Origin of the sequence: Stenotrophomonas sp. B2 (genome assembly GCF_014947095.1) — a bacterium.
Taxonomy (GTDB): domain Bacteria; phylum Pseudomonadota; class Gammaproteobacteria; order Xanthomonadales; family Xanthomonadaceae; genus Stenotrophomonas; species Stenotrophomonas maltophilia_P.
In genome coordinates, this window is sequence record NZ_JADCQA010000008.1 from 148784 (window position 1) to 168384 (window position 19601).

General features: G+C 66.4%; 16 protein-coding genes. 7 read left to right on the forward strand and 9 right to left on the reverse strand.

The genetic code is table 11. From position 1 onward, the window contains the following. Positions 1 to 197: 197 nt before the first annotated feature. Complete coding sequence (mqo, locus tag IMX13_RS11590) at positions 198 to 1883, reverse strand: malate dehydrogenase (quinone) (RefSeq protein WP_065174589.1); 1686 nt, start codon at positions 1881 to 1883, stop codon at positions 198 to 200. A 214-nt stretch (positions 1884 to 2097) separates the two neighbouring features. Here mqo and IMX13_RS11595 point away from each other — a divergent pair, with 214 nt between their 5' ends. After that, a complete protein-coding gene (locus tag IMX13_RS11595) occupies positions 2098 to 3213 on the forward strand; it encodes a PAAR domain-containing protein (protein ID WP_080375221.1) in 1116 nt (371 codons plus the stop codon). Between the two features lie 65 nt (positions 3214 to 3278). After that, positions 3279 to 3686, forward strand: coding sequence for a hypothetical protein (locus IMX13_RS11600; protein ID WP_193396409.1), 408 nt, complete (start codon positions 3279 to 3281; stop codon positions 3684 to 3686). Positions 3687 to 3713: 27 nt separating this feature from the next. Here the strand turns inward: IMX13_RS11600 and IMX13_RS11605 are convergent, their stop codons facing one another. From IMX13_RS11605 to IMX13_RS11615, 3 genes are all read right to left on the reverse strand, one after another. Continuing rightward, positions 3714 to 4160: a GNAT family N-acetyltransferase gene (locus IMX13_RS11605; RefSeq protein WP_065182375.1), complete on the reverse strand. Its 447-nt coding sequence runs from the start codon at positions 4158 to 4160 to the stop codon at positions 3714 to 3716. Between the two features lie 44 nt (positions 4161 to 4204). Next, positions 4205 to 4789, reverse strand: a complete 585-nt coding sequence (locus tag IMX13_RS11610) for a hypothetical protein (protein ID WP_053516192.1) — start codon at positions 4787 to 4789, stop codon at positions 4205 to 4207. Between the two features lie 67 nt (positions 4790 to 4856). Next, a complete protein-coding gene (locus tag IMX13_RS11615) occupies positions 4857 to 5762 on the reverse strand; it encodes a LysR family transcriptional regulator ArgP (RefSeq protein ID WP_053516191.1) in 906 nt (301 codons plus the stop codon). A 138-nt stretch (positions 5763 to 5900) separates the two neighbouring features. Here IMX13_RS11615 and IMX13_RS11620 point away from each other — a divergent pair, with 138 nt between their 5' ends. Both IMX13_RS11620 and IMX13_RS11625 read left to right on the forward strand, forming a co-directional pair. Further along, on the forward strand, positions 5901 to 6536 hold the full coding sequence (locus IMX13_RS11620; protein WP_053516190.1) for a LysE family transporter: 636 nt from the start codon (positions 5901 to 5903) through the stop codon (positions 6534 to 6536). A 163-nt stretch (positions 6537 to 6699) separates the two neighbouring features. Further along, complete coding sequence (locus IMX13_RS11625; RefSeq protein ID WP_193396410.1) at positions 6700 to 8688, forward strand: alpha/beta fold hydrolase; 1989 nt, start codon at positions 6700 to 6702, stop codon at positions 8686 to 8688. A gap of 45 nt (positions 8689 to 8733) precedes the next feature. Here the strand turns inward: IMX13_RS11625 and IMX13_RS11630 are convergent, their stop codons facing one another. Beyond that, on the reverse strand, positions 8734 to 10488 hold the full coding sequence (locus tag IMX13_RS11630) for an oligopeptide:H+ symporter (protein ID WP_193396411.1): 1755 nt from the start codon (positions 10486 to 10488) through the stop codon (positions 8734 to 8736). A gap of 88 nt (positions 10489 to 10576) precedes the next feature. Further along, on the reverse strand, positions 10577 to 11725 hold the full coding sequence (locus IMX13_RS11635) for a heparan-alpha-glucosaminide N-acetyltransferase domain-containing protein (RefSeq protein WP_065182373.1): 1149 nt from the start codon (positions 11723 to 11725) through the stop codon (positions 10577 to 10579). Positions 11726 to 11925: 200 nt separating this feature from the next. On the opposite strand from IMX13_RS11635, the gene IMX13_RS11640 reads away from it, so the two are divergent. From IMX13_RS11640 to IMX13_RS11650, 3 genes are all read left to right on the forward strand, one after another. After that, positions 11926 to 13890, forward strand: a complete 1965-nt coding sequence (locus tag IMX13_RS11640) for an oligopeptide transporter, OPT family (protein ID WP_053516183.1) — start codon at positions 11926 to 11928, stop codon at positions 13888 to 13890. 180 nt (positions 13891 to 14070) lie between these two features. Beyond that, complete coding sequence (locus tag IMX13_RS11645) at positions 14071 to 16149, forward strand: S9 family peptidase (RefSeq protein ID WP_053516182.1); 2079 nt, start codon at positions 14071 to 14073, stop codon at positions 16147 to 16149. 127 nt (positions 16150 to 16276) lie between these two features. After that, positions 16277 to 17521, forward strand: coding sequence for a DUF819 family protein (locus IMX13_RS11650; protein ID WP_193396412.1), 1245 nt, complete (start codon positions 16277 to 16279; stop codon positions 17519 to 17521). A gap of 472 nt (positions 17522 to 17993) precedes the next feature. Here IMX13_RS11650 and IMX13_RS11655 read toward each other — a convergent pair whose 3' ends face one another. From IMX13_RS11655 to minD, 3 genes are read right to left on the reverse strand one after another with little or no spacing between them, the layout of a single operon-like run. Next, on the reverse strand, positions 17994 to 18473 hold the full coding sequence (locus IMX13_RS11655) for a hypothetical protein (protein WP_193396413.1): 480 nt from the start codon (positions 18471 to 18473) through the stop codon (positions 17994 to 17996). 47 nt (positions 18474 to 18520) lie between these two features. Beyond that, positions 18521 to 18781 carry a cell division topological specificity factor MinE gene (minE, locus tag IMX13_RS11660; protein ID WP_053516176.1) on the reverse strand — a complete coding sequence of 87 codons (261 nt, stop codon included), beginning with the start codon at positions 18779 to 18781 and terminating at the stop codon, positions 18521 to 18523. Positions 18782 to 18783: 2 nt separating this feature from the next. Beyond that, positions 18784 to 19593 carry a septum site-determining protein MinD gene (minD, locus tag IMX13_RS11665; RefSeq protein ID WP_053516174.1) on the reverse strand — a complete coding sequence of 270 codons (810 nt, stop codon included), beginning with the start codon at positions 19591 to 19593 and terminating at the stop codon, positions 18784 to 18786. Positions 19594 to 19601: the final 8 nt, after the last annotated feature.

The following is a 19601-nucleotide window of genomic DNA, read 5'->3' on the forward strand; positions in this document are numbered from 1 at the left end:
GGGCTGGGTCAGGTCCGTCTGGTGAGCGCGGGCGGTCCGCGCGAGGCGCAAATGTAAATCGTTCTTAACAACATTACAATTCGCCCGGGCTGGTCGATGCCTGGGACACGCACCGCGAGCCCCGGCAGAGCCGAGCTCCCTGAATGCGAACGGCCACCCGAAGGTGGCCGTCCGTAGGTGTCATCGAAGACCCGGGCTCAGAGCGCCTGCAGTTCCTCGTTGGCGTTGCGCTTTTCCTTGCCCGGCGTCGGCGTCGGCGGTGTGGCCGGTGCAGCCGTGGCATCGGCCGGCACTTCCAGGTAGGGCAGCTTCAGGGTCTGGCTGGTCATCGAACGAATCTCGTTGACCAGTGCCGCACTGTCGTTGAGCTTGCGCCCGTAGGAGGGCACGATCTCACGCAGGCGGGCTTCCCAGCCGGCCTTCATCTGCTCGGGGAAGGCCTTGGCCATCAGATCCAGCATGATCGGCGGCGACGTCGAGGCGCCGGGCGAAGCGCCCAGCAGCGCAGCGATGGTGTGGTCCTTGTCGGTCACGATCTCGGTACCGAACTGCAGCACCGCACCCTTCAACGGGTCGCGCTTGATGATCTGCACGCGCTGGCCTGCGGTGACCAGCTTCCAGTCGCCCGGCTTGGCATTGGGGAAGTACTTGACCAGTTCGGCCTGGCGGTCGGCATCATTCAGCCGCGCCTGGCTCATCAGGTACTGCACCAGGTCCAGGTTGTCCTTGCCCACTTCCAGCATCGGCGCAACGTTGTTGTGGGTCACCGACGAGTACAGGTCCCACCACGAGCCGTGCTTGAGGAACTTGGTGCTGTACAGCGCGAACGGTCCGAACAGGACCACCGGCTTGCCGTCCAGCTTGCGCGCATCCAGGTGCGGCACCGACATCGGCGGCGAACCGGTCTCGGCCATGCCATAGGCCTTGACGCCATGGCGCGAGGTCACGTCCTGGCCCTGGAAGGCGAGGAACTGGCCGCCCACCGGGAAGCCGGCGTAGTCCTTCGACTCGGGAATGCCTGACATCTGCAGCAGCTTCAGCGCGGCGCCGCCGGCACCGATGAACACGAAGCGGGCGTGGGTGGTGCTCTCGGTGCCGGCCTTGAGGTCCTTCACCGTGACGTTCCAGCTCTTGTCCGCGTTCTGCCGCAGTGCCGAGACTTCGTGGTTCAGGTGCAGGCTGAAGTTCGGACTGCGCTGCAGGCCGGCGGTCAACTGGCGGGTGATCACGCCGAAGTTGACGTCGGTACCCAGTGGCATCCAGGTCGCAGCGACCTTCTGCTTCGGATCGCGGCCTTCCATCATCAGCGGAGCCCACTGCCGGATCTGTGCCGGGTCTTCCGAGTACTGCATGCCGTAGAACAGCGGGTTCTTCACCAGCGCCTGCTGGCGCTTATGCAGGTAGGCGATGTTGTCATCGCCCCAGACGAAGCTCATGTGCGGCGTGGGGTTGATGAAGTCGCTGGGCTCGCTGAGCCGGCCTTCCTTCACCTGGTGCGACCAGAACTGGCGCGAGACCTCGAACGATTCGGCGATGCCGACCGCACGCTTGGTCTCGATGCTGCCGTCGGGCAGTTCCGGGGTGTAGTTCAGCTCGGCGAATGCCGAGTGGCCGGTGCCGGCGTTGTTCCAGCCGTCGGAGCTTTCGCCGGCGACGCCGTCGAGGCGTTCATAGACCTGGATGTTCCAGTCCGGCTGCAGTTCCTGCAGGTAGGTGGCCAGGGTGATGCTCATGATGCCGGCGCCGACCAGCACAACGTCGACAGGCTTGTCGTTGCTGGCGGCGGGTACGGAGCGCTGGGTCAGCGGCCAGTACAGGAACACGGCGGCAGCCAGCAGGAACAGCACGAGCAGGGCGAGCAGGGCCTTGCCAAATTTCTTCATGGGGGCGGGATCGTTGGCGGAGGGGAGGAGATCAGGATGCGCGCTGGGCAGGGGAAGGGCGTGAAGAAACAACGCCTTGCAGCATCCTTGCAGAGGATTCTACCCGGAACGGGTCCGGTTTTTGTGCAATGCATCATCCTGCTGGCGGTCGCTCCGGGGTAGACTTACCGGCTGATTCCAGAACGACCACCGGCCACGGAGGGGCCGCGCAACGATGTCACGGATGCTGATCGTGGTGGGTGACGCCCTGCAGACGGGCGGTTCGGTCCTTACAGGTTCCCCGCATACCGATATCGAAGGGCGCGCCGTGGCGCGTGTCGGCGACCGTGTCATCTGTGCACGCCATGGTCCGGGTTCGATCGTTTCCGGCGATGCCACCCTGGTCATCGATGGCCAGCCGGTCGCCCGCGACGGCGACAGGGCCAGCTGCGGTTGCGCACTGGTATCGGGCAAGCAGCAGCGCGCCCACGTGGTGGCCGGCGGTGGAGGGCGCGCCGGTGCAGGCGCCGGAGTGGCGGCGATCGCAGCGATCGTCGCGCCGTTGTTGAAGCCGACCCTGCAGACACCCCCCTTCGCAGCGCCCGGCACCGCCGTGCGCGACGAGGACGCGCCGCAGTGCTGGGTGGCGGACCATGATGCGCAGATCGACCGTGACGTGGACGGGCGCTACTACGAAGCCTATGACGTCAATGGCGACAAGCATGACTATCCTTTCCAGGTCAGCTACCGCATCGATGTTCCGCTGCAGGCCCAGGGCGAGGTGGTGGTGTCGATCAAGGTGCAGGTGATGCCCAAGCCCGGCGTCACCGCTGCCGAGGTGGCGGCGGTCAAGGCGCGCATGGAGCGCGGCATCGATCAGTTCTGGAACGGCCGGTTCACGCTGGACGTCCATGATCCCGCGTGCGGCACCCGCAGCTTCCCGATCCGCTACGAGGTGCGTTGGGTGCAGGGCGGCAGCGACTACAGGCTGATCGTTCATCGCACCTATGACCGGGAGCAGGTGGAATTCCCGGATATCGATGTCTCCGTGTCGACCACGGCCTGGACCTTCGCCCACGAGTTCGCCCACACCCTGGGCGTGCCGGACGAGTATTCGTATAACGACCCGGACGAAGAGACCGTGCGTTACGTCCAGCCCGATGGCACTCTGGATCCGGAGGTGCTGGTTGCCGTTCCGGATTCCCGTGAGCTGACCGATCCGGCGGCGACCATCATGAATTCCGTGGACTGCGCGGTGACCCGGCCGCGTCATGCCTGGAACATCGCGCGGGAAGTACGTGAACTGCTGAGCCGGGAAATCGGCCGGGAGATAACATGCACCGTCAAGTGATTTCGTTGATTGCCACTTTTGCCGCTGCCGCAGCGCTGCCGGCCCACAGCAAGGAGCTTCCTCCCATGATCGAACTTCATGCGCGCTGCGTGGACGATGCCCAGTGCCGTTTCCGCGGTGACACCCTCAACGTCGAACTGGAACTGCGCAACAGCGGCAGCGAGCCTGTGTCGCTGCCGCTGGAGTACATCCGCAGCCGTGGCCCGTCGGTCAGGGTGAAGGACAACCACTCCGAGAAGACCACGGCGTTGCGCAGCGGCATGGCCTCGGCCGCGCTGCGGCAGCAGATGCAGGAGCTGCGCGCGGGCCAGTCCCTGCGCATCGGTTTCCCGATCAAGCCGCAGGAGCTGACACGCTTCGCCCTGCGCCCGATGGATGTGACCCTGCAGTTCTCGATCAATCTGACACCCGGTTCCACCGGCGCCGAGGCGCAGGTGGTCCAGACGCAGCTGCACGTGGTCGACGCCGACTGACCGCAGCGGCCGGCACTCCGCTTGGGGTCAACGCAGTTCGAGAATCTCGTCGCCGGTTTCGTCGATCTCGCCCGTCGGGCACCAGCCGAGATGGCGGTAGAAGCCATGCGAGCGCGAGCGCGGGTCGGCCGAGCACGCAAGGAACAGCCGGTGGTGACCGGCATCCCGGGCCAGGCTGACCACATCCTGCAGCAGACGTCGGCCGATGCCCAGATTCTCGTACTCCGGCAGCAGGGCCAGAACCAGCACCTCGCCGCTTTCGCGGTCGGCAAACCCGTAGCCGGCCATGCGCTCGCCGTCGCAGGCGATGCGTCCAATGAAATCTCCGTTGCAGATGCCTTCGGCCCAGCTCTGCGTCGTGATGCCCAGCTCGGCCAGCTGCGCTGCACTGAAGGCATTCTCGCGGGTACGCCCGCGCAGGTCGATGCAGGCGGCGGCATCGTCGGGGTGGGCATCGCGGTAACGGATGGTCATGGCACCTCCTTGTGACCGGGCGCTGAAGGAACTGCCCGTCTCGTTCAATCGTTGCCGATTGTGAAGTATTCGGCGGTGAAATAGCCGATCTGGTAGAGCAGGGTGGCCGCGGCCAGTCGCAGCTGTGCCCGGCTGGAGTGCAGTTTCCAGCCCAGCAGGACCACCAGCAGCATCAGCAGGGTGTGGACCGGATACGCCGCGCCCAGCAGATGCCACCGGCTTGTGCCCTTGATCGCGGTGTCCACCAGATCCAGCAGCGTCAGCGCGCCGATCACGCCGAATATCCAGCGTCGGCGCTGCATCAGGTAATTGCCGTAGCTGCCGTAGTCGCGCAGGTCATCCGGGAACAACAGGGCGCAGAGCAGGAACCAGGTCGCGCAGTAGCAGATCACGAACAGATAGGTCTCGAACGTCCACCGGTGGACTTCGATCAGGCGGAACTCCCACCACCAGAAGGTGACCAGCGACACCAGCGTCCATGCCACCCAGCACAGATGGAGTGCCGAGCAGCCGCGTCGCTGCGGATGCTCGATGATCTGCGCAATCCCTTTCAGCAGGGTCGTGATCGACAGGCCCAGGATGATGCCCATCACCACGCGGATATGCAGGAACAGCGGATCGGTCTGCATCGGCCCGTCCTGTCATCGGATTCCGCACAGTAGAGGCATGCCCGCTGTGGACGGGATGCATACGGTGTCAGCGCCTGCGCCGCACCAGCGTCGAGGATGCCTCCAGCACCGCGCGGGTCAGCAGGGCCATGGTCTGTACATCGCCCTTCCAGTGCTGCCAGTACAGCGGCACGTCCTCCCACGCGCGCTGTCGCACGTAGACCAGGCGGCCGGCATCCAGGTGCCGCTTGACCAGCGGCAGGGGGTTCATGGTCCAGCCCATGCCGCCCAGGTTGGCCTGCACGAAGGCACGGGTGGAGGGAATCCACCAGGTCGGCGCGGTGCTGGGCAGGTCATCGCCGGCCATGCGCCGGGCAAAGCGCGACTGCATTTCGTCCTTGCGGTTGAACACCAGTACCGGTGCCTGTGCCAGCGCCTGCGCGGTCACGCCCTTGGCGAAGTGCCGTTCGCGGAACTCCGGCGTGCAGGTGGCCGCGTAACGGATGCTGCCGAGTGCATGGATCTGGCAGCCCTGCACCGGCTCGTCCAGGGTGGTCACCGCGCCGAGCACCGTGCCTTGCCGCAGCAGCTCCACGGTGTGGTCCTGGTCTTCCACGCGCAGGTCGAGCGTGGTGCCGGTACCCAGTGCGAACTGCTGCGCCGCCTGCGGAAACCAGGTTTCCAGGCTGTCGTGGTTCACCGCCACCGGGATGCTGGCCTGGGGCAGATCTTCATCGGCCAGGCCCATCCGGTGCAGGGCGTCATGTTCGAGCAGGGCCGTCTGCTCGGCCAGCTGCACCAGCACCTGGCCTTCGGCGGTGGCAGTGGCGGGTGCGCCACGCTTCACCAGAAGGCGTCCGACACGATCCTCCAGCGCCTTGACCCGCTGCGAGATGGCCGAGGGGGTGACATTCAGCGACTGCGCCGCGCGATCAAAGCTGCCTTCGCGGATCACGGCGGCGAGCGCGCGCAGCTGGGCATGGTCGATGCGCATGGTATTAAGTTCCGCTAATGTTGGTTTAGGAAGTTTAGCTCGTCTTTTCTATGTTGCGGCGCGACAATGGCGCCCGTACCCGGTGCTGTCCGCCTTCGCGAGGCACCGTCCCCCCAGCAAGACAAGGCAGTGAATCCCATGTTTTCGGTCATCTCCGCCGGCACCGGCCTCGGTGCCTGGTTCTCTGGTGCAGCCACCGGCATCGGCCTGTTCGCCGTGGTCGGTGCCCAGAGCGCCTTCATCCTGCGCCAGGGCATCCTGCGCAAGCACATCGTGCCGGTGGTCGCCACCTGCGCGGCCATCGATGCGTTCTTCATCTTCGCCAGCGTGGCCGGCCTGCGCACGTTGACCTCGGCGCTGCCGTGGCTGACCTCGGCCGTGCTGTGGACCGGCGTGGCTTTTCTGGCCTGGTACGCGATGAAGTCGGCGCGCCGCGCCATTGCCGGTGGCGGTGGCATGGGTGAAGCCGACAGCGACGACGGCAGCCGCCGCGCGGTGCTGATGGCGGCGGTCGGCTTTTCGCTGATCAACCCGCACTTCTGGCTGGACATGATGGTCATCGGCTCCATTGCCGAGAACTTCGGCCACGCACGCATGGCCTTCGCGGCCGGCGTGGTCACCGCGAGCTGCCTGTGGCTGACCGCGCAGGGTCTCGGTGCGCGCCTGCTGGCGCCGCTGTTCACCAAGCCCAGCACCTGGCGTGTGCTTGACGGCACCATCGCGGTGATCCTCAGCATCCTGGCCCTCACCCTGGCGGTGCGCGGGGTCCACTGACCCGGCGCACGCCCCCCGAACCCACGTCCTGACTCTCTCTCCAAGGCAGTGGCAACGACGGCACCGGCAACGGTGCCGTCGTCTTTTCCGGCTCTGGCGGGACAGACGGCGCCTGCCTAGAATCCGTGTACAGGACAAGGTGTCCATCGGAGCAGGGGGAAGGATGCGCAGGACGATGTTGACGGCCGCACTGGTCGTCGTGGGTAGCGTTGCCGCGGGCAGCGCATGGGCGGTGGATCTGACGCAGTTCCTGCGCCAGGAAACCTTCACCGACATCAAGATATCGCCGGGGGGCGAGTATGTCGCTGCCACCGTGCCGATGGAGGACAGCACCGCGATCGCGGTGATGCGGCTGGCCGACAAGCAGCTCGTGGGCAGCTTCCGCCCGCCGCAGAAGAATCACGCCTACGAATTCGACTGGGTCAGCAACGAACGGCTGTTGATCGGCCTGGCCGAGAAGTGGGGCGCGCTGGATAAGCCCAATCCCACCGGCGAGCTCTACGCCATCGATGCCAACGGCAATCGCGGCGAGCTGCTGGTCGGTTACCGCGTCGAAAGCAAGGGCCCGGGTACCCGCATCCAGCCGAAGAAAGTCGAGGCGGTCGCGGCGTTCCTGGCCGATGATCTGCCCGGCGACGAACGCAACGTGCTGGTGACGGTATGGCCGTTCGCGGAGGATCCGTTCACCCGCGTCGAACGCATGGACGTGGCCAGCGGCAGGCGCGTGCGCATGGCCTCCTCGCCGGTGCGGCGCGGTGAGTTCACCACCGATGGCCAGGGCGAAGTCCGGTTCGTCCACGGGTCTGGCAGCGACAATGTCAACAAGCTGTACTACCGCGAGCGATCGGGCGACAGCTGGAAGATGATCAACGATGAGGCAGTGAGCAAGCGCATCGAGACCGCGATCGGCTTCTCCGCGGATGGCAGCCTGGCGTACCTGCAGGCCGAGCAGGCGCAGGGGCCGGATGCCATCTTCAGCTGGAATCCGCAGACCGGTGAGCGCGCTGTCGTGCTGCGCGACGAGGTGGTCAATCCGTACCGCATCATCCGCCGGCCCGGCACCCATGTGCCGGTGGGCGCCCTGTACATGGGCGACGCACCACGGACCCGGTTCTTCGACGAGAAGTCGCCGGAGGCGCGCCTGTACCGCAGCCTGGAGGCGGCCTTCGGAGGTCCGGTCTACATCACCTCCAGTACCCGGGATGGCCGCGTGGTGCTGGTGGAGACCTGGTCAGGCACCAATCCCGGCGACTTCTATGTGTACGACACGGAGGCCCGCAAGGCTGAGCACCTGATCAGCCGCAGCGACTGGATCGACATCGATCGCAGTGCAACGGTGCGTCCGGTGGCACTCAAGGCGCGCGACGGACTGCCGCTGCACGGCTTCCTCACCGTGCCCTCCGGCAGCGACGGACGCAACCTGCCGATGGTGGTGATGCCGCATGGTGGGCCGTTCCACGTGTTCGACAATGGCCAGTACGACCGCCAGACGCAGATATTGGCCGCTGCCGGCTATGCCGTACTGCAGGTCAACTTCCGTGGCTCGGGGAACTATGGCCGCGCGCATGCCCAGGCCGGCGCCCAGCAATGGGGCGCCGCGATGCAGGATGACGTCACCGACGCCACCCGCTGGGCGATCGCGCAGGGGATCGCCGATCCCAGACGCATCTGCATCTACGGTGCCAGTTACGGGGCCTACGCCGCGATGATGGGCGCTGCCCGCGAACAGGGGCTGTACCAGTGCGCGGCCGGCTATGTCGGCGTGTACGACCTGCCGCTGATGTTCGCCCGCGGCGATGTGCAGGAGCGCGACTCGGGCGTGACCTTCCTGCGCGAATGGCTGGGTGATCCGGCCAAGCTGGGCGCGGTTTCGCCGGTGAACCTGGCCACGCAGATCAAGGTGCCGGTGTTCCTCGCGGCCGGTGGCGAAGACAAGCGTGCGCCGATCCAGCACACCGAGCGCATGGAAGCGGCACTGAAGCGTGCCGGGACGCCGGTGGAAAGCCTGTACTACAAGACCGAGGGGCACGGCTTCTACACCCTGGCCCATCGCACCGAGTACTACGACAAGCTGCTCGCATTCCTGTCGCGCAGCCTGGGAGGCAAGACCGCCCAGGCATCGGCGCCGGCAGGGAAGGGCAAGGCGCCGTAAACGCAGAGCGGCGGCGGATCCACGATCCGCCGCCGCGCAGTGCAGTTACCTGACCCCGTGCATCATCCGCTTCAGCAGCGGCGCGGCGATGAAGGCCAGCAGGGCGCAGCCCAGGCCGATCCACATCAGCAGCCAGAACAGGTGCGCATACGCACCGGCCGCCGCCGCCATGTCCAGCGTGCCGCCTTCGGGCACATCGATGGCCGCCAGCTTGCCGAACAGCGCGGCAAGCGTCTCGGAGAACGCTGTGGCCAGGAACCAGGTGCCCATCATCAGGCTCATCACCCGCGGCACGGCCAGCTGCGTTACGGCCGACAGGCCCACCGGCGACAGGCACATCTCACCGCTGGCCAACAGGAAGTAGGCCAGGACCAGCCACCACACGCTGGCCATCTCGCCGGTGGCGCCGACCTGCTGTGCGGCCAATGCGAGCGGGACGAACGAGAGCGCGCCGATCACCAGGCCCCAGGCGGATTTGACCGGCTTGCCCGGCTCCCAGCCGCGACGGTCCATCCAGGTCCAGAGGGCGGCGAAGGCCGGCGCCAGCAGCACCAGGAACAGTCCGCCCAGATAGGTCAGGGAGCCGGCGGTCTGCGGAATCACCAGGCAGTCGCGCACCAGCAGGACCAGCATCAGCGCGACGATGGCAATGAAGAACCGGCGCGGCGCAGCCGACCCCGGTCGACGCTCGGTCAGGCGCGCGCTGACCACGAAGCCCAGCGGCGCCAGCAGCAACGACAGGATCGACCAGGGCAGCGGCGTGCCGTCGGTGATCACCAGCGAGGGAACGATGTCCTTGGTCAGCAGGCGATCGGTGAACGTCACCCACGAGCCATAGGACTGCTCGTACAGGGTGAAGAACACCAGCGCCAGGAAAATCAGCACCATCAGCGCGATCATCTGCTGGCGCTGCACCGGCGTGCACTGGCTGCCGGTGAACCAGGCGAACCAGACCAGCACGCCTCCCAGCACCACCAGCATCAGCATCAACGCCAGGCTGATTTCGCCGCCCAGAGCGAACGCACCGTTACCGGCGGCCCACATCAGCCACGCCAGTGGCAGCACCGCGAGCACCGCGCACAGATAGATCAGCCATTCACGCGGCAGGCCCAGCACCCGCTGTTTCAGCGCGGCCGGCTGTGGCGGCTCGGCATGCCCGTGCAGGTACTTCTGCCCCCACAGGAACATCGCCAGCCCGGCCAGCATGCCGATGCCCGCCGCGCCGAAGCCATACTTCCAGCCATAGGCCTCGCCGAGGAAGCCGCACACCAGCGACGAGAACAGCGCCCCGAGGTTGATGCCGGCATAGAACAGCGAGAAGCCCGAGTCGCGGCGCGGATCGTCCTTGGCGTACAGCTTGCCGACGATGGTGGAGATGTTCGGCTTGAGGAAGCCCACGCCCATGATGATCAGCGCCAGCGACAGATAGGTCACCGCCAGCGCCGAGGTGTCGCGCACCACTTCACCGTTGACCCGGTATGCCGCGTGGCCTTCGAAGGCCATGCCGAGATGGCCCAGCACCAGCAGGATGCCGCCGAACAGCACTGCACGGCGCATGCCCAGCCAGCGGTCGGCCAGCATGCCGCCGAACACCGGGATGCAGTACACCAGGCCACCGTAGGCGCCAAGCAGGTCCAGTCCGGCCTTGTCGCCGAACAGGTGGTACTTGGTCAGGTACAGCAGCAGCAGCGCCTTCATGCCATAGAAGGAGAAGCGCTCCCACATTTCGGTGAAGAAGCAGACGTAGACGCCCTTGGGGTGGCCAAGGAAGTCGTCGGAAGGGGGAGCGGCAACGGTCATCGACGGCGGGCACTGCGGAAAGGGCGCGATTATAGGCTCGCCGCCACGCCCGTGGCGGGCAGCATGAGGTCGCGCCCGGCGAGCGGGGTCACAGGTATCGCAGCCAGCCGAGGTCGCGCCGACGCGCCTTGAACCGCGCGAATGCCCGCGTCGGCGGGTACAGCACCACCGCCAGCGCACAGGCCACCAGGATCAGGCCGGCGACCGAATCGAGAGCGTACAGGCTGCCGTGGGTCGGCCCCCAGAACCCGAGCGCCGCCAGATACAGCAGCTTCAGCAGATACAGATGCAGCAGGTAGAAGAACATCGGTGCCGCGCCGATGTCTGCCAGCGGCCTCAACGCCCGTGCCATCGCAGGCCACTCAAACAGGCGCAGCCACAGCAGGCCAACGCCCAGGGTCAGCAACAGGAACTGCAGTGATGGCGGATACTTGGTCACGTTGAACACGCTCATCCAGGTGCGCAGCGCGTCCTGCTGGAACTGCCAGGGCGTATCGCCATAGCCGTTGCCGAACCGCAGCAGGGCGAACATGCCCAGCGCTGCCAGCCCAGCCCACACCAGCCAGCGGTGACGCTGCGCTGGCATGCGGTCCGCCGCGAACCAGGGCCCCATCAGATAGCCGAGCGCGATCACCCCGATCCACGGCAGCACCGGATAGGACGTGCGCAGCCGGAGTGCACCGGCCTCGATCCAGTCCCGCTGGTGCAGCACCTTCCACAGCACCGGCAGCACACCGTCGCCTGCCACGCGCACCCCGTCGAGCAGGTTGTGGCCGGCCACCAACAGTACCGCCAGCGCCAGCAGCGCCGCGCGTGGCAGCCACAGCAGGCCGGCCAGCGCGACCATGCTCAGGCCGATCGCCCAGATCACCTGCAGGTACACGGTGTCCGGAGGCAGCTGGAAGGTCCAGGCGAAATTCACCAGGGTCAGTTCCAGCACCACCAGGAACAGCCCGCGTTTGAGCAGGAACGCGGCCGTGGCCCGGCGCGGATCCGCCTGGCGCTGGCCGTACAGCCAGGCCGACAGGCCGGTCAGCAGCACGAACACCGGTGCGCACAGGTGGGCCAGCAGGCGGCACGCGAACAGCGCGGGGGAGACCGTGGATACGTCCATCGGGTCGCTGACCTGGTGCTGCAGGAAGAAGGTCTCGCGCACGTGGTCGAGCAGCATCAACAGCATGACGGTGCCGCGCAGCTGGTCGATGGAGGTGAGGCGGGCCGGTGGCGGAGAGGGCATGCGGACGGCGATGTCGTTCAATCGAAAAGATATAACATATCGTTTGCGGAATGCCCAGCCGGAATGTGCCGGATGCGTCTGCCGCCTGTGCCTGATCCGTGTCCTGCCTGATCCGCTGGCGCTTGTCATGCTGCGGTGTGCTGGACTTGCCGCCCCCTGAACGCTAGCGTGGCAGGGATTTTTTGCCAGCAGGGGCTCCCATGAACCACGACGCTGCGCCCAAGCAGCTCACCTTCCGCGCAGTGGCCCTGGCCATCGTGCTGGCGGTGGTGCTGTCCGCGGCCAACGCCTACCTCGGTCTGTTCGCAGGCCTGACCATCGCCACCGCGATTCCCGCCGCAGTCATTTCCATGGGCGTGCTGCGCCTGCTGGGCGGTGGCTCGATCCTCGAGAACAACATCGTGCAGACCGGCGCCTCGGCCGGTTCCTCGATCGCCGCCGGTGTCATCTTCACCATCCCCGCGCTGGTGATCATGGGCTACTGGCCGGACTTCAAGTACTGGTGGGTGCTGGGCATTGCCGGCCTGGGCGGCCTGCTGGGCGTGCTGTTCTCGGTGCCGCTGCGCCGCTCGATGATCGTCGAAGATCCGCTGCCCTTCCCGGAAGGCAAGGCGGCGGCGGAAGTGCTCAAGGCCGGTGAGAACCCGGGTCCGGGCCTGAAGATCCTGGGCCTGTCGGCGGTGATCGGCGCGTTCGTCAAGCTGGCCGCGGAAAGCGGCATGCGCCTGATTCCCGATGCCTGGGCCACCTCGGCCTACGTGGGCAGTTCCAAGGTCACCGCGTTCATCGGCACCAACCTGTCGCCGGCACTGCTGGGCGTGGGCTACATCGTCGGCCTCAACGTCGGCATCGTGGTGGTGTCTGGTTCGATCCTGACCTGGCACATCGCCATCCCGCTCTACCAGGCGTTCTTCATGAACACCGATCCGGCACTGGCCGCGTCGGTGGCCGCTGCATCCTCCACCGAGGCCGCATTCGCCATCTGGGGCGCGAAGATGCGCTACCTGGGTGTCGGCGCAATGCTGATCGGTGGCATCTGGACCCTGATTTCGCTGCGCAAGTCGCTGCTCAACGGCGTCAAGAGCGGTTTTGCCGCCGCCCGCAAGAGCGGCGGACCGGTGCTGGCGCACACCGAGCGCGACCTGCCGATGAAGTGGATGCTGGTCGCCCTGGTGGTCTTCGTGCTGCCGCTGCTGGCCCTGTACCAGGCCATCGTCGGCCAGTGGCACGTGTCGATCCCGATGACCATCATCATGATCGTCGCCGGCTTCCTGTTCGTGTCGGTCTCGGCCTACCTGGCCGGCCTGATCGGTTCGTCCAACAACCCGGTCTCGGGCATCACCATTTCCACCATCCTGTTCGCCTCGGCGGTACTGGTCGTGCTGCTGGGTGCCGATGGCCTCAAGCCGGTCGGTACCGGCGGTGCACCGCTGGGTGCGGTGGCGGCGATCATGATCGGCGCGGTGGTGTGCTGCGCTGCCGCCGTCGGTGGTGACAATCTGCAGGACCTCAAGGCCGGTTACATCGTCGGCGCTACGCCGTGGAAGCAGCAGCTGATGCTGGGCATCGGTGCGTTCTCCTGCGCGCTGATCATGGCCCCGGTGCTGAACCTGCTGGCCACCGCCTATGGCATCGGCGTGAAGACCGAGCTGCACCCGAACGCGCTGGCTGCGCCGCAGGCCAACCTGATGGCGTCGGTGGCCAAGGGCCTGTTCGGTGGCGAGCTGCCGTGGACCTTCATCGGCATCGGTGCGGTGGTTGGCGCCGTCATCATCGCCTTCGACAGCTGGCTGAAGGCGCGCAACGCGCGCTTCCGGGTGCCGGTGCTGGCGGCCGCCATCGGCATCTACCTGCCGCTGGAGCTGATGGTGCCGATCTTCCTCGGCGGCCTGATCGCTTACCTGGTCGAGCGCTTCCACAAGGTGCGTGCCGATGATGAAGAGGGCCGCGATCGCGTGCACAAGCCGGGCGTGCTGTTCGCCGCCGGCCTGATCACCGGCGAGGCGCTGATGGGCATCGCCATCGCCATTCCGATCGTGGTCAGCAGCCGCGCCGATGTGCTGGCCGTGCCGTTCCATCTGCCGGCCGCGCAGTGGATCGGCCTGGCCGTGCTGTTCCTGGTGGGCTGGCTGATCTACCGCACCGGCAAGTACGCCAAGGCGTAATGCGCGGGGTCGGATCCCTTCCCGCCGGGAAGGGCTCTGACCCCGGGTCCACCCACAAACCGCGCTACGGCGCGGTTTGCTGTTTCTGGCGGCTGCCTGATCACGGCCATGACCGATGGCCTTGGCAGCCCCGGGCTGCGGGGCCTACCATCGCCTTTTTGCCGTCCTGCGGAGATCCCGATGAAACTGCGTCATGCCCTGCTGCCACTGAGCCTGCTGGCCGCTCTGCCCAGCGTCGCCGCTGCCCGTGGCCTGGAGATCCGCGACATGGTAGCCATGGATCGCGTTTCCGCGCCGGTGCTGAGCGCCGATGGCGGCACCGTGGTGTTCGCCAAGCGCAGCACCGACGCCAACCTCAAGGCCAGCACCGCCCTGTACGCACGCAACCTGCGCACGCGTGACGCGGCACCGCCGAAGCAGATCACCCCAGCTGGCTGGAACGTCAATTCCGCCTCGCTGTCGGCGGACGGCCAGACGGTGTACTTCCTCAGTGCCAAGAACGGCAGCCAGCAGCTGTACGCGCAGGCGATCAACGGCGGCGCCCCGCGCCAGCTGACCGATTTCCCGGTGGATGTGGACAGCTACCACGTCTCGCCGCAGGACGACCGCGTGCTGTTCAGCGCCGGCGTGTTCCAGGCCTGCGCGTCGGACCTGGCCTGCACCGAGAAGAAGCTGAAAGAGAAGAAGGACGCCAAGGCCAGTGGCCAGGTCTGGGATTCGATGTTCGTGCGCCATTGGGATACCTGGAACGACGGCCGTCGCAACACCCTGTTCGTCGCGCCGCTGCCGGGCGCCCAGGCCGGCCCGGTCAAGGGGGCTTCAGCGCTGAGCGCCACCCTCGATGGCGATGCGCCGTCCAAGCCATTCGGTGGCAATGATGACTTCGTGTGGTCGCCGGACGGCAGCAGCGTGGTCGCCAGCATCCGCGTGGCGGGCCGCGAGGAACCGTGGTCGACCAACTTCGACCTCTATCGCTTCGATGCTGCCGGTCGTCAGGCACCGGTGAACCTGACCGCCTCCAACCCGGCATGGGATGCGGGCCCGGTGTTCAGTGCCGATGGCAAGACGCTGTTCTACCGTGCGATGAAGCGCCCCGGCTTTGAAGCTGATCGCTTCGGCCTGATGGCGATGGATCTGGCCAGCGGCAAGAGCCGTGAGATCGCCCCGCAGTGGGATCGCTCGGCGGGTGGCATCGTGCTGTCCGCCGATGGCGCCAGCATCTATACCACCGCCGATGATCTGGGCGAGCACCCGCTGTTCCAGATCGATGTCGCCACCGGCAAGGCCACCCGCCTGATCGGCGATGGCAGCGTGACCGCCGTCGATGTGGCCGGCACCAGCGTGGCGATCACCCGCAACAGCCTGAAGAGCAACGACCAGGTACTGGTCGGCCTGCTGCCAGCCGCCGGCCAGCCGATGGGCGAGCTGCGTGCGCTGACACCGTCTGCCGGCGACGTGCTGAAGGACGTCAGTTTCGGCGATTTCGAGCAGTTCTCGTTCAAGGGCTGGAACAACGACACCGTGCACGGCTATGTGGTCAAGCCGCACAACTACCAGGAAGGCAAGTCCTACCCGGTCGCGTTCCTGATCCATGGCGGTCCGCAGGGCAGTTTCGGCAACGGCTGGAGCTACCGCTGGAATCCGCAGACCTATGCGGGCCAGGGCTACGCGGTGGTGATGATCGATTTCCACGGCTCCACCGGCTACGGTCAGGCATTCACCGATGCGATCAGCCAGCACTGGGGTGATCGTCCGCTGGAAGACCTGCAGAAGGGCTGGGACGCGGCACTGAAGAAGTATTCGTTCCTCAACGGTGACAAGGCCTGTGCTCTGGGCGCCAGCTATGGCGGCTTCATGGTCAACTGGATCGCCGGCAACTGGAACGGCCCGTTCAAGTGCCTGGTCAACCACGATGGCGTGTTCGACCAGCGCATGATGGGCTACGCCACCGAGGAGCTGTGGTTCACCGAGTGGGAGCAGGGCGGCACGCCGTACCAGAAGGCGGCGAACTACGAGAAGTTCAACCCGGTCAACCACGTGGCGGACTGGAAGAAGCCGATCCTGATCATCCATGGCCAGCAGGACTTCCGCATTCCGGTCGAGCAGGGCCTGGCGGCATTCACGGCGGCGCAGCGGCAGGGGATCGAGTCGAAGTTCCTGTACTTCCCGGACGAGAACCACTGGGTGCTCAAGCCGCACAACAGCATCCTGTGGCATGACACGGTCAATGGCTGGCTGAAGCAGCATATCGGCGAATAAGCCGGTCCGGCGCCGCCCCCCAGGGCGGCGCTCTGCTTTTTGTAGAGCCGAGCCATGCTCGGCTGCTCTGTGCCTCCTTTCCCGCCAACAGCAGCCGAGCATGGCTCGGCTCTACCCGAGCGCCCGCATGACTTCGAACGCCCTGATCCAGAACGACATCGTGGTCTTCGGCCTGATCGCCGCCACTTTGGGGGCCGTGTTCTGGACCGCCTCGCGGGAGCAGGGGCCGTGGAAGCGCTTCTACACCTTCGTGCCGGCGTTGCTGCTGTGTTATCTCATTCCTGGCATCTACAACACCGTCGGCCTGATCGACGGGCAGAACACCGCGCTGTACAACCCGGTCGCGCGTGACATCCTGCTGCCGGCGGCGCTGGTGCTGCTGACCCTGGCCGTGGACATCAAGGGCATCCTGCGGCTGGGGCCGAAGCTGGTACTGATGTACCTGGGCGCCTCCGCCAGCATCATGCTCGGTGCCGTGGTCGCCTTCCTGCTGATGCGCGCGCTGCACCCGGAAACCGTTGCCGGCGACACCTGGGCCGGCATGGCCGCACTGGCCGGCAGCTGGATCGGCGGTGGCGCCAACATGCTGGCGATGCGCGAAGTATTCGACGTCAACGCCACCACCTTCGGCCAGTTCGCCGTGGTCGACGTGGGTGTCGGCTACGTCTGGATGGCGGCACTGATCTTCCTCGCCGGGCGCGCCGCGAAGATCGACGCACGCAGCGGTGCCGATACCTCGGCCATCGACGAACTGAAGGAACGCATCGCGCGCTTCCAGGCCGAACACGAGCGCATTCCCAGCCTGACCGATCTGATGCTGATCGTCGCCGTTGCGTTCGGTGGCGTCGGTCTGGCGCATGCAATCGGCGCGCCGCTGGCGGCCTGGTTCAAGGCCCATGTCGGCTGGGCATCGCAGTTCAGCCTGGATGCTCCCTTCGTCTGGGTGGTGGTGCTGTCGACCACGCTGGGCCTGGGCCTGAGTTTCACCCGCGCGCGCACGCTGGAGGGAGCGGGAGCGTCACGTCTGGGGTCGCTGCTGCTGTACTTCCTGATCGCCTGCATCGGCATGCAGATGGATCTGCTGGCATTGCTGGACCGTCCGTGGCTGTTCCTGCTCGGCCTGATCTGGATCGCCGTGCACATCGTGCTGCTGTGGTGCCTGGGCCGGTTGCTGAAGGTGCCGTTCTTCTATTTCGCCATCGGCTCGCAGTCGAACATCGGCGGTCCGGCCTCGGCGCCCGTGGTGGCCGCCGCCTTCCATCCTGCATTGGCACCGGTAGGCGTGCTGCTGGGAACGATGGGGTACGCCACCGGAACCTACCTGGCGTACATCGTCGGCATCACCCTGCGTGCGCTGGCAGGGCAGGGGTGAGGGGGTCAGATCCCTTTTGCTGCGCAAAAGGGATCTGACCCCGTTTCGCGGCGCGTCACGCTACCGGCAATCCACGTTCGATCAGCCAGACTCTCGCGTCTTCGGCGTCCTGCTCGAACCGCGCCGAGTGAAAAGAGGGGCGCCGCAGAGTTCGGCGCGTCGCCACGCGCCCGTGGCCAACCGCGCCCGCGGCCTTACGCCACTGGCAACCCGCGTTCGATCAACCACGCCTTCGCGTCTTCGGCGTCCTGCTCGAACCGCGCCGAGTGAAAAGAGGGGCGCCGCAGGGTTCGGCGCGTCGCCACGCGCCCGTGGCCAACCGCGCCCGCGGCCTTACGCCACTGGCAACCCGCGTTCGATCAACCACGCCTTCGCGTCTTCGGCGTCCTGCTCGAACCGCGCCGAGTGAAAAGAGGGGCGCCGCAGGGTTCGGCGCGTCGCCACGCGCCCGTGGCCAACCGCGCCCGCGGCCTTACGCCACTGGCAACCCGCGTTCGATCAACCACGCCTTCGCGTCTTCGGCGTCCTGCTCAAACCACGCCTGGGTCGATCCCAACCGGTACGTATACCCCCACGCATCCATGTCGGCCATCAGCCGTGCGCTGCCGACACCGGGCAGCTGCGCGGCCAGCACGATCTGCAGGTAGCACGTGGCATCTTCCTCGGCGACCGAATCAGTGGCATCGGTATGCACCTGCGCGCGCCGCTCCGGCGGCAGCACGATCAGATGGCAGGCCTCGTGCAGCATCGAATGCACGGGCGTGTCGTCGCGCACATACACGTTGCTGGCGATGATGCCTGCTTCAGGTTCGCCCCAGTAGCTGCCGGGAATCGGCTCGCCGGCGGCGACGTGGTGCAGCTCCAGCCCATGCGCGGCAAGCAGGCGCTGTGCATCGGCGAAGGCGATATCGCCCACGCAGGTGATGTCCACGGCGGTTGTCGGGTCGGTCATGCGGAATCGTGCAGCCCCGCCCATGCAGGCACGGGCGGGGCAGGGGGTCAGGGCTTTTCCGGGCCTTCCGGCAGCGCCACGGAGATGTCCAGCACGTCGTGCTGGCCATCCTTGACCAGGTCGACCTTCACCGCGTCGACGTCGATGTTGACGTACTTCTTGATCACTTCCAGCAGCTCGCGCTGCAGCAGCGGCAGGTAGTCCGGGCCACCGCGATGGCTGCGCTCCTGCGCGATGATGATCTGCAGGCGGTTCTTGGCGGTTTCGGCGGTGGTCTTCTTCGCTTTGAGGAAATCAAACAGGCCCATGCTTACCCTCCGAACAGCTTGCTGAAGAAGCCCTTCTTCTCCACGGTGGTGAAGCGCATCGGCCGCTCCTCGCCCAGGATGCGGCTCACCGCATCGTCATACGCCTGGCCAGCGATCGATTCGCCGTCGAGGATCACCGGCTCGCCCTTGTTGGAGGCGTTCAGCACGTCACCCGATTCGGGGATCACGCCGATGGCCTTCAGACCCAGCACTTCCTCCACGTCGACGATGCTCAGCATCTCGCCGGTTTCCACGCGCGACGGGCTGTAGCGGGTCAGCAGCAGGAAGGCCGGCACGTCCTGGCCGGATTCGGCCTTGTGCGTCTTCGAATCCAGCAGGCCGATGATGCGGTCGGAGTCGCGCACCGAGGACACTTCCGGGTTCACCACCACCACCGCGCGGTCGGCGAAGTACATCGCCAGGAAGGCGCCCTTCTCGATACCGGCCGGGGAGTCGCAGATCACGAAGTCGAAACCGTCGGCGGCCAGGTCCTTCAGCACCTTGCCCACGCCCTCCTGGGTCAGCGCGTCCTTGTCGCGGGTCTGCGAGGCAGCCAGCACGTACAGGTTGTCGAAGCGCTTGTCCTTGATCAGGGCCTGCTTGAGGGTGGCTTCGCCGTGCACGACGTTGACGAAGTCGTACACCACGCGGCGTTCGCAGCCCATGATCAGGTCGAGGTTGCGCAGGCCGACGTCGAAGTCGATCACCGCCACCTTCTTGCCGCGCCGTGCCAGGCCGCAGGCCAGGCTCGCGCTGGTAGTGGTCTTGCCGACGCCGCCCTTGCCGGAGGTGACTACGATGATTTCAGCCAAAGGACTTC

What these genes read in the sequence shown, in the direction of transcription:
- IMX13_RS11620 (WP_053516190.1), top strand. Translation starts at nt 5,901, where the DNA reads ATGTTTTCGGTCATCTCCGCCGGCACCGGCCTCGGTGCCTGGTTCTCT.
- IMX13_RS11630 (WP_193396411.1), bottom strand. Translation starts at nt 10,488, where the DNA reads ATGACCGTTGCCGCTCCCCCTTCCGACGACTTCCTTGGCCACCCCAAG.
- IMX13_RS11610 (WP_053516192.1), bottom strand. Translation starts at nt 4,789, where the DNA reads ATGCAGACCGATCCGCTGTTCCTGCATATCCGCGTGGTGATGGGCATC.
- IMX13_RS11650 (WP_193396412.1), top strand. Translation starts at nt 16,277, where the DNA reads ATGACTTCGAACGCCCTGATCCAGAACGACATCGTGGTCTTCGGCCTG.
- IMX13_RS11640 (WP_053516183.1), top strand. Translation starts at nt 11,926, where the DNA reads ATGAACCACGACGCTGCGCCCAAGCAGCTCACCTTCCGCGCAGTGGCC.
- mqo (WP_065174589.1), bottom strand. Translation starts at nt 1,883, where the DNA reads ATGAAGAAATTTGGCAAGGCCCTGCTCGCCCTGCTCGTGCTGTTCCTG.
- IMX13_RS11655 (WP_193396413.1), bottom strand. Translation starts at nt 18,473, where the DNA reads ATGACCGACCCGACAACCGCCGTGGACATCACCTGCGTGGGCGATATC.
- IMX13_RS11645 (WP_053516182.1), top strand. Translation starts at nt 14,071, where the DNA reads ATGAAACTGCGTCATGCCCTGCTGCCACTGAGCCTGCTGGCCGCTCTG.
- IMX13_RS11605 (WP_065182375.1), bottom strand. Translation starts at nt 4,160, where the DNA reads ATGACCATCCGTTACCGCGATGCCCACCCCGACGATGCCGCCGCCTGC.
- minE (WP_053516176.1), bottom strand. Translation starts at nt 18,781, where the DNA reads ATGGGCCTGTTTGATTTCCTCAAAGCGAAGAAGACCACCGCCGAAACC.
- IMX13_RS11595 (WP_080375221.1), top strand. Translation starts at nt 2,098, where the DNA reads ATGTCACGGATGCTGATCGTGGTGGGTGACGCCCTGCAGACGGGCGGT.
- IMX13_RS11615 (WP_053516191.1), bottom strand. Translation starts at nt 5,762, where the DNA reads ATGCGCATCGACCATGCCCAGCTGCGCGCGCTCGCCGCCGTGATCCGC.
- IMX13_RS11600 (WP_193396409.1), top strand. Translation starts at nt 3,279, where the DNA reads ATGATCGAACTTCATGCGCGCTGCGTGGACGATGCCCAGTGCCGTTTC.
- IMX13_RS11625 (WP_193396410.1), top strand. Translation starts at nt 6,700, where the DNA reads ATGCGCAGGACGATGTTGACGGCCGCACTGGTCGTCGTGGGTAGCGTT.
- IMX13_RS11635 (WP_065182373.1), bottom strand. Translation starts at nt 11,725, where the DNA reads ATGCCCTCTCCGCCACCGGCCCGCCTCACCTCCATCGACCAGCTGCGC.